The sequence below is a fragment of the Candidatus Chordibacter forsetii genome (assembly GCF_964187505.1).
GTDB lineage: Bacteria > Verrucomicrobiota > Verrucomicrobiia > Opitutales > Seribacteraceae > Chordibacter > Chordibacter forsetii.
In genome coordinates, this window is sequence record NZ_CAXLML010000043.1 from 1 (window position 1) to 6,969 (window position 6,969).

At 51.1% G+C, this 6,969-nt stretch carries 11 protein-coding genes and 1 pseudogene; all 12 read left to right on the forward strand.

Translation table 11 applies throughout. From position 1 onward, the window contains the following. Nucleotides 1-782 (forward strand): anthranilate synthase component I family protein (locus ACKPQ4_RS01810; RefSeq protein WP_407679501.1); only part of this gene is annotated, 782 nt, incomplete at its 5' end. After that, nucleotides 779-1,384: an anthranilate synthase component II gene (locus ACKPQ4_RS01815; RefSeq protein ID WP_407679502.1), complete on the forward strand. Its 606-nt coding sequence runs from the start codon at nucleotides 779-781 to the stop codon at nucleotides 1,382-1,384. The genes ACKPQ4_RS01810 and ACKPQ4_RS01815, both read left to right, overlap by 4 nt. After that, nucleotides 1,341-2,099, forward strand: coding sequence for an aminotransferase class IV (locus ACKPQ4_RS01820; RefSeq protein WP_407679503.1), 759 nt, complete (start codon nucleotides 1,341-1,343; stop codon nucleotides 2,097-2,099). The genes ACKPQ4_RS01815 and ACKPQ4_RS01820 overlap by 44 nt, the downstream gene beginning before the upstream one ends. Before the next feature lie 46 nt (nucleotides 2,100-2,145). Then, on the forward strand, nucleotides 2,146-2,925 hold the full coding sequence (folP, locus tag ACKPQ4_RS01825) for a dihydropteroate synthase (protein WP_407679511.1): 780 nt from the start codon (nucleotides 2,146-2,148) through the stop codon (nucleotides 2,923-2,925). Nucleotides 2,926-2,951: 26 nt separating this feature from the next. Beyond that, nucleotides 2,952-3,302, forward strand: coding sequence for a dihydroneopterin aldolase (locus tag ACKPQ4_RS01830; protein ID WP_407679504.1), 351 nt, complete (start codon nucleotides 2,952-2,954; stop codon nucleotides 3,300-3,302). Then, entirely contained in the window at nucleotides 3,292-3,792 is a 501-nt protein-coding gene (gene folK, locus ACKPQ4_RS01835) for a 2-amino-4-hydroxy-6-hydroxymethyldihydropteridine diphosphokinase (protein ID WP_407679505.1), read from the forward strand. Before ACKPQ4_RS01830 ends, folK begins: the two co-directional genes overlap by 11 nt. 15 nt (nucleotides 3,793-3,807) lie before the next feature. Next, nucleotides 3,808-4,005: a hypothetical protein gene (locus ACKPQ4_RS01840; protein ID WP_407679506.1), complete on the forward strand. Its 198-nt coding sequence runs from the start codon at nucleotides 3,808-3,810 to the stop codon at nucleotides 4,003-4,005. A gap of 18 nt (nucleotides 4,006-4,023) precedes the next feature. Next, nucleotides 4,024-4,536, forward strand: a complete 513-nt coding sequence (gene purE, locus ACKPQ4_RS01845) for a 5-(carboxyamino)imidazole ribonucleotide mutase (RefSeq protein ID WP_407679507.1) — start codon at nucleotides 4,024-4,026, stop codon at nucleotides 4,534-4,536. Then, nucleotides 4,533-5,690: a 5-(carboxyamino)imidazole ribonucleotide synthase gene (locus tag ACKPQ4_RS01850; RefSeq protein WP_407679508.1), complete on the forward strand. Its 1,158-nt coding sequence runs from the start codon at nucleotides 4,533-4,535 to the stop codon at nucleotides 5,688-5,690. Before purE ends, ACKPQ4_RS01850 begins: the two co-directional genes overlap by 4 nt. An 18-nt stretch (nucleotides 5,691-5,708) precedes the next feature. Further along, complete coding sequence (gene queC / locus ACKPQ4_RS01855; protein WP_407679509.1) at nucleotides 5,709-6,368, forward strand: 7-cyano-7-deazaguanine synthase QueC; 660 nt, start codon at nucleotides 5,709-5,711, stop codon at nucleotides 6,366-6,368. Nucleotides 6,369-6,382: 14 nt separating this feature from the next. Next, entirely contained in the window at nucleotides 6,383-6,820 is a 438-nt protein-coding gene (locus tag ACKPQ4_RS01860; protein ID WP_407679510.1) for a 6-pyruvoyl trahydropterin synthase family protein, read from the forward strand. A gap of 2 nt (nucleotides 6,821-6,822) precedes the next feature. Then, a pseudogene (locus ACKPQ4_RS01865) lies at nucleotides 6,823-6,969 on the forward strand (7-carboxy-7-deazaguanine synthase QueE); the annotation flags it as partial.

The following is a 6,969-nucleotide window of genomic DNA, read 5'->3' on the forward strand; positions in this document are numbered from 1 at the left end:
AATATAAGAACTTATTTCACCAGGCCCGCGAAGCCATTCTCGATGGGGAAACTTATCAGATCAAAATTTCTCAACGGTTCGAAGCGAATGCACAGATCGATCCTCTCCTTGCCTATGCAAAACTTTCTCAAGCTAACCCTGCCCCTGAAGCCTTTCTTTTAAAAACTCCAGAGTTTTCCATTGTTAGTTGCTCTCCAGAAGTGGTGATTCAAAAAACGGGGAAAGAGATTGTTACCCGTCCAATCGGTGGAACTTATGCCCGTGAGCCCAATGCTTCCGACCATTCGGTCATTGAACAATTCCTGGGAGATCCAAAAGAAGTTTCCGAGCACAACATGCTTGTAGATTTGGAACGTAATGATCTGTCCACACTCTGCGTACCAGGCAGTGTAAGACTGGAAAGATTTCGCGAAGTTGAAACCTACTCCCATTTACACCATCTGGTTTCGACCATCCGTGGCGAACTCCGTTCAGAAATTAACTTATCTGACATTCTCCGAGGTATGCTCCCAGGTGGTAGTATTACTGGATGTCCCAAAACCCGAACCATGGAATGGATTGATCGCCTGGAACCCTGCTTTCGTGGACCCTACACGGGGAGTTTTGGCGTCCTTGAAGACGGGGGAGATATGCGACTCAATTTAATTATCCGTTCGATGTTAATTTTGGAAGATCGTTGCTATACCCAGGCGGGTGGAGGCATCGTGGTCAACTCCACACCAGAATACGAATATCGTGAAAATCAAATTAAGGCTCAAGCCTTGCTCGATCTTTTGCAATGATCCTGCTTATTGACCATCAGGACTCATTCACCCGCAACCTCGAGCACTTGCTTGCCGGATTCGATGAGATACATGTCGTCGATCGTAAGAAGGTAAGCCACGAACTCGTAGAATGTTCAAATATGCTCGTACTTTCCCCCGGGCCAGGTAGCCCGGCAGATTATCCAGAAACTCAGGCAATCTATGATAAATGGCGTGGCAAGTTGCCCATCCTTGGGATCTGCCTGGGCTTCCAACTGATTTTAGAGCGGGAAGGTGCCCGCATAACTCGCCAATCCCGGGTACTTCACGGAGTGGAAACGGATATATCGGTCGATCCTTCCTCAACCACCTACAATGGAATGAGCGATGTTTTACGAGTCGCTCGATATCATTCCCTACAAATTGACCCATCAAGCCTGCCCGCACTACCTCCTTCCCTCCGCATGACTGGTCACGACCCGATAGGCGGAGTACCCATGAGTTTTGAGGATCTGGATAGCAAACTCTTTGGCTTGCAGTATCATCCGGAATCTTTTTTAACTCTATCAGGAAATCAGCTGATCGAGAACATTCGTAATGCAAGCTTGGACGACAGCGGGAAAACCCGAAAATCATCCTGAGCCCTGGGGTCGCCCCGGTGCTTTTTCCACCTTTCGTGTCTATCCAAACAGGAAAACTCCCTTTCTTTCAGATTACCTCGACCGATTGCTTGATTCAGGTAAACGCCTCAATTTGGGTTGGATTCCCGACTCAACAGAAATTTCTGGACGGCTAAATTCTTACCTTAATGATCTCGGGAATGATTATTCCGGCCTCGTGCGAATTTGTTTATTTGAAGACCTGATTGGATTGAGTGACCGCCCGGCAAATTCAGATGGCAATCCCGTAGAAGGTTGGCTTTTAAACTATCGCCGGCCAGAACCCTTGGCTAAATCGACCGCAGAGAAAGAACTCTATGGAGCCCTCTCCGAATTGGAGGTGGAGAAGGAGGACTGGGTGATCATCGATCCCAAGGATAATGACATACGTGAAACCGCCACTTCGAATCTTATCTTTGCCACGGGCAAAAACTTGTTAATTCCAGAAAAATTCATTCTTCAAGGAATCGTACTCCGTAAACTCCTTCCTCTTTTGAATTCCGAATTTTCCATTACCCGGGGTGCACCTCAGGACAACGACCTTTCCGACTTTGATGAAATTCTTCTCTGTGGAACGGGTCGAGGAGTTGCCCCTCTTAGTGCCCTCTCCGAACTCGGATGGAATTCCCGTGGGGACATCCTATTCAATCAGGTTCGCCAAATGTACGATTCTCTGATTGAAGGAGCCTGTGCCTGATTATCAATTAAACGGTCAATCCGTCAGTCTTCACTTCCCCGCGGTGATGGGGATATTAAACCTCACTCCGGACTCTTTTTCCGACGGCGGTCAATTCCTCAGCCCTGAAGATGCGGTTACCCATGCACGCCACATGCTCGAACAAGGGGCTCAAATCATCGACCTCGGTGGAGAAAGTACCCGCCCGGGAAGTGAACCCGTCAGCGAGCAGGATGAACTCGCCCGCGTGCTCCCCGTTATCGAAAGGTTGCTTAAAGAAGACTTTGTTCTTTCGCTCGACACTACCAAACCAGCGGTTGCACTTGCTGGTCTTCAAGCCGGTATTTCCATTCTAAACGATGTCTCGGGTGGCAACCAGGAGATGCTCGAACATGCTTCACGCTTTCAGGCAGGTTATGTAGTAATGCACACCCAAGGGTCGCCCCAAACCATGCAGGACTCTCCAAAATACGATGATGTGGTTGATGAAGTACGAGCCTTTTTTGATGCAAAGGCAGAAGACCTACAAGCCCTCGAACTTCCCAGGCTCTGGATTGATCCGGGAATCGGATTTGGCAAGACCCTTGAACACAACCTCGCATTAATGAGGGAATTGGATGAATTGATTGATCCTCGCTGGGGCATCCTGCTGGGATCTTCGCGCAAGTCTTGGATTGATCATCTTTGCAACGCCCCCGACCCCCTGGACCGTTTGGGAGGTTCCCTTTGTTCTGCCCTTGCCGGGGTTGCCCGGGGTGCAGAAATAATCCGTGCCCACGATGTTCGCGAAACCGTACAGGCATTGGAAGTGGCAAAGGGGCTCGCCCTGATCGATCCAACCGAGTAGAAATCTCCCATTCTAATTTTAAAACTATGGGAAAGATCGTACTCGAAGATATTGAAGTCATGGTCCGCATCGGACTATTGGAGGAGGAATTATACGCTCCGCAAGACCTCACCGTAACTGTGGAGATCGAACATTCCTTTGCTCAGGTTTCTCAGTCCGATGATTTGGCGGATGGGATTGACTATCGCGATGTCATTGAACACATCCGTAATTATTGTGGAAATTACGATGGCAAAACCATCGAACGCTTGGCCGACCAACTGAGCAAAGGACTGAAGGAAAAATTCCCGGCCGATTCCGTGCGTTTGATCATCAATAAACCGCGCTATGTCAATAAGCTCGGCTTGTCTGCCATCCGAGTAGAGGTTGAGTGCTGAGGTCTATCTTGGGTTGGGTGGCAACCTTGGAGACCCACCAGCGACCTTCCATAAAGCCATCGGGCAGATTTCTGATTTCGCCCAAGTTCTTGGGGTATCCAAGCTATACCGTTCCAAGCCCTACGGGTTTTCCGACCAACCCGATTTTTATAATGCCGCCGCCCGTATCTCCACCGATTTAGACCCGCTCGATCTCCTCGCCCGCTTGCAGGAAATCGAACAAAAGCTTGGTAAAAAAGTAATCCGGGAAAACGGCCCACGGATCATCGACCTCGACCTTCTGCTCTACGGAGACGAGACCCTCAACCTGCCCGACCTGCGACTCCCCCACCCCGGCATTTTACTGCGCGACTTTGTTCTACGCCCCCTTCACGACCTCAATCCCGCCCTCTCCCATCCAAGCTGGCTGGGAAAATCTCTGGATTCTGCACTCGCTGAATTAGGACAATCCTTTTTGTTCGAAAGCCCCATGCCCTTTGATTTTAATTAACCGAGTAAACTCCTTATGAAAACGATCCCCATCTTATTCAGTTTTCTCATTTACACCTTTGCATGGGCCCTCGAAAAGCCCAACATCGTCCTGATCTATGCCGATGATATGGGGATCGATTCGGTCCGTGCCTTCAACGAAAAATTGGGGCTAAAAACTCCCAACCTTGATCGCCTCGCATCGGAAGGAATGGACTTGCCCGCATTCCGTTGATTCTTACAATCCTTCTAGATGACAGAGAACAATACGCCCGTAGTGGGAGTCATCATGGGAAGCCAGTCCGACTGGCCCACCCTCGAAAAAACTGCCCAGACCCTTTCTGATTTTGGAGTGAAGTGGGAATCCAAGGTGGTGAGTGCTCACCGTACCCCCGACCTCCTATATCAATATGCCCAGTCCGCCAAGGATCGTGGGCTGAAATGTATCATTGCCGGAGCAGGAGGTGCTGCCCACCTTCCTGGTATGGCAGCCGCCATGACTCCCCTTCCTATTCTTGGAGTGCCCATCAAGTCAAAGGCACTAAATGGGGTGGATTCCCTTCTCTCTATCGTACAGATGCCAGCTGGCATTCCCACCGCCACTTTTGCCATTGGAGACGCCGGGGCAGTAAATGCTGCCCTCTTTGCCGTATCGATGCTCGCAGCTGCCGGTGACCTGGAATTGGCAGGTAAGTTGGATGACTTTCGAAAAGCCCAGAGCGAAAAAGTAAAGGCATCCGAACTATCCCCTCCCAGCAACGGATGATTCAACCCGGAAGCGACGCTTGGATTGGCGTGCTTGGCGGCGGCCAGCTTGGCCGTATGCTCGCCCTCGCCGCCCGGCCCATAGGGTACAAAATACTGACCTGGACAGGTGGGGACCGCTCCGGAGCCGCCGAGGTGGCCGACGAAATAATGCACCAACCTTTTGACGACCGCCAAGCACTGGAAAAATTTTGCTCGCAGGTAGATGTTGCTACCGCAGAGTTTGAGAACCTGCCCGGCGAGATGCTCAAGCAGGTGGAGGAACGCGTGCCCCTGCGTCCCAATTCCCATTCCATCATCACCAGTCAGCACCGGGAGCGGGAAAAAAAGTTTTTGTCCGACAATGGGTTTGGTTGTGCCCGCCACTTCATCATCACCGATTTGGATGAACTGAAAAACGGGGTGAAAGAGATCGGTCGGGACTGCATTCTTAAAACCGCCGAATTTGGATATGACGGTAAGGGCCAGCAAAAGATTTCAGGGGATGCCACCACTGAGGATCTCGCGACTATCTGGCAGTCTTTTGATTCCCAGCGTGCGGTGCTTGAAGAACGGGTGGAACTGGACACGGAAATTTCAGTTCTTGTTGCCCGTGGAGCAGCCGGCGATGTGGTCACTTATGACCCGGCTGAAAACATCCACCGCAACCACATCCTTGATGTCTCCATCGTACCTGCCCGGTTGCCCGAAAATATTTCGGAGGAGGCACGCAAGGTGACGGTTGGAGTGGCTGATACCCTCGACTATGTAGGTATTCTGGCTGTGGAATTTTTCATCTCCAAGGCGGGCAGGTTGCTGGTCAACGAGATCGCCCCCCGTCCGCATAATTCCGGTCACCATACCATCGATGGATGCATGACCTCGCAGTTCCAACAGCAAGCCCGGGCTATTTGCGGACTCCCCCTCGGCTCGACCGCGTTGAAAAAGCCCTGTGCCATGCTCAATCTACTGGGCGACATATGGGCAGATGAAAATACTCCTCCTGATTGGACCCCAATTTTCGATACCCCCGGTGCCACCCTTCACCTCTATGGCAAGGCGGGTGCTCGGGCAGGAAGAAAGATGGGACATGCCAATTTTCTCGCCGATGATCTGGAAACCGTACTCGCTCAGGTGGCCAGGTGCCGGCAGGCCTACGGGATGCCCCCCATCTGATTACCCAGACGTTTTCTTATGAAAGCCCTGGTTTTATTCTCCGGTGGTTTGGATTCCACCGTCCTCGCCGCCCAACTTCTGGCGGACGGAGCGGAAACCCGCCTGCTCTCCATCGATTATGGTCAGCGTCATGCCAAGGAACTCCAACAGGCAGAAAAGATTGCAGATGCATTGGGTCTACCTCATCGCATCCTCCGACTGCCCGACCTCGGTCCCCTGCTTGGAGGAAGTTCGCTCACCGACGACCAGGTCGAACTGCCCGAAGGGCACTATGCGGAGGAATCGATGAAGGCAACGGTCGTGCCCAACCGCAATATGATCCTGCTGGCCCTCGCCGGTGGCCATGCCCTTTTCATCGGGTTTGATACGATTGCTTATGCCGCCCATGCCGGAGACCATACCATTTATCCAGATTGCCGGCCCGAATTTGCTGATGCCATGGAAAAAGCACTTGGGCTTGCTGACTGGCAAAACCTTAACCTGCACCGACCCTTCGTAAATTTCAGTAAGGAAGAGCTGGTCAGAAAAGGAAATGAACTTGGAGCCCCTCTCGAACTTACCTGGTCGTGCTATGCCGGACGGGAAAAACATTGTGGAAAATGTGGAACCTGTGTGGAGAGGAAAGAAGCATTTGCACTCGCCAAGATCGAAGACCCTACCGAATATGAGGACGACTAAATTTCTAATATTTCATGATTACATGCAGTAAGACTTACCGGGACATTCCACTCTCCCACCGGCAACCCAACCATACGGGCCGGTGCTCTCGATTACATGGGCATAGCTGGTCCATTACCCTGACTTTTGAATCCAAGGAATTGGACGATAATGGATTTGTGATTGATTTTGGAGATCTTCATTTCATCGAAGATTGGATCGATGAACATTTGGACCATGCCACGGCCGTCTGGGAAAACGACCCCAAGCTGGTAAAGTTAAATGAATTAGAGAATGAAGGTTTAATCAAACTTTTGGCAGTTCCCAATGCCTCTTGCGAAGGAATTGCCAGGTACCTGCACAAGACTTTCGACCCAATTGTGCGAAAGCGCACCGATGAACGGGTATGGATACGATCGGTATACCTGCAGGAAGATTCCAAAAACTCTGCAACATATCAATCCAGCGATTAAGAATGAGCCGGGCATTGCCAGTCTATGAACGTTTTCATGCCTGGCAGGGTGAAGGTGCCCATATGGGAAAGTCCGCTTTTTTCATTCGTCTCCACGGTTGCCCGGTGCATTGCCCCTGGTGCGACTCCGCCGGCACCTGGCACCCCGAC